This is a genomic window from Agrobacterium sp. ST15.13.015 (assembly GCF_027871645.1).
Classification (GTDB): domain Bacteria; phylum Pseudomonadota; class Alphaproteobacteria; order Rhizobiales; family Rhizobiaceae; genus Agrobacterium; species Agrobacterium leguminum.
In genome coordinates this window covers 1-1,076 of sequence record NZ_JAQAHF010000050.1, presented here as the reverse complement: position 1 = coordinate 1,076, position 1,076 = coordinate 1, and the positions used below count along the sequence as shown (strand labels likewise).

Below are 1,076 nucleotides of genomic sequence, written 5' to 3'. Positions count from 1 at the left end.
ATCACGGTGGTTGGCGGCATCGCCATTGCGCTTCTGCTCGACAATGACATTTTCGGCCAGGGCATCGTGCGCATCATGATCATCTCGCCCTTCTTCGTCATGCCGCCGGTGGCCGCGCTGGTGTGGAAGAACATGATCATGCATCCCGGTTACGGCGTGCTTGCCGATCTCTCGCGCTTCTTCGGTTTCCAGCCGGTCGACTGGTTCGCGCAGTTTCCGCTCTTGTCCATCATCATCATCGTCGCCTGGCAATGGCTGCCCTTTGCAACGCTGATCCTCTTGACCGCCCTGCAGTCGCTCGATGGCGAACAGAAGGAAGCCGCCGAGATGGATGGCGCCAACTTCGTCAACCGCTTCGTCTACCTGACCCTGCCGCATCTGTCGCGCGCCATCACCGTCGTCATCCTCATCCAGACGATCTTCCTGCTCGGCGTCTACGCGGAAATCCTCGTCACCACCAATGGCGGCCCCGGTTACGCCTCCACCAACCTCGCCTTCCTCATCTATCGCACAGCACTTCTGGGCTACGACGTCGGCGGCGCTTCGGCCGGCGGTATCATCGCCGTCATCCTCGCCAATATCGTCGCCATCTTCCTGATGCGGGCGGTTGGCAAGAATCTCGACCGGTAAGGGGGAAACATCATGGCCCGCAAGACAACCACTCGCGCAAAGATCGGCTTTTCCATCGCGGGCTGGGCCGTGGCGCTGCTGCTGTTCTTCCCGATCCTCTATGCCTTCCTCACCTCGATCAAGACCGAGCCGGAGGCGATCGCAGGCTTCAGCCTCATTCCGTCGGGCACGCTGGAAAACTATGTGACGGTCCAGACCCAGCGCGATTACTTCAAGCCCTTCATGAACTCGGTGGTGCTGTCGCTCGGCTCGACGATCATCGCGCTGATCATCGCCATTCCCGCCGCCTGGGCCATGGCGTTCTCGCCGACCAAGCGCACCAAGGACATTTTGATGTGGATGCTCTCCACCAAGATGATGCCAGCCGTCGCCGTGCTGGTGCCGATCTATCTGATCTTCCGCAATGCCGGCCTGCTCGATACCCGCATCGGGCTCACCATCATGCT

The 1,076-nt window shown here is 60.5% G+C and carries 1 protein-coding gene and 1 pseudogene; both read left to right on the top strand.

The features are described from left to right. Positions 1 to 630: carbohydrate ABC transporter permease (locus tag PIB16_RS26680; protein ID WP_271046678.1), on the top strand; the 630-nt coding region annotated here is incomplete at its 5' end. A gap of 12 nt (positions 631 to 642) precedes the next feature. Further along, a pseudogene (locus tag PIB16_RS26675) lies at positions 643 to 1,076 on the top strand (carbohydrate ABC transporter permease); the annotation flags it as partial.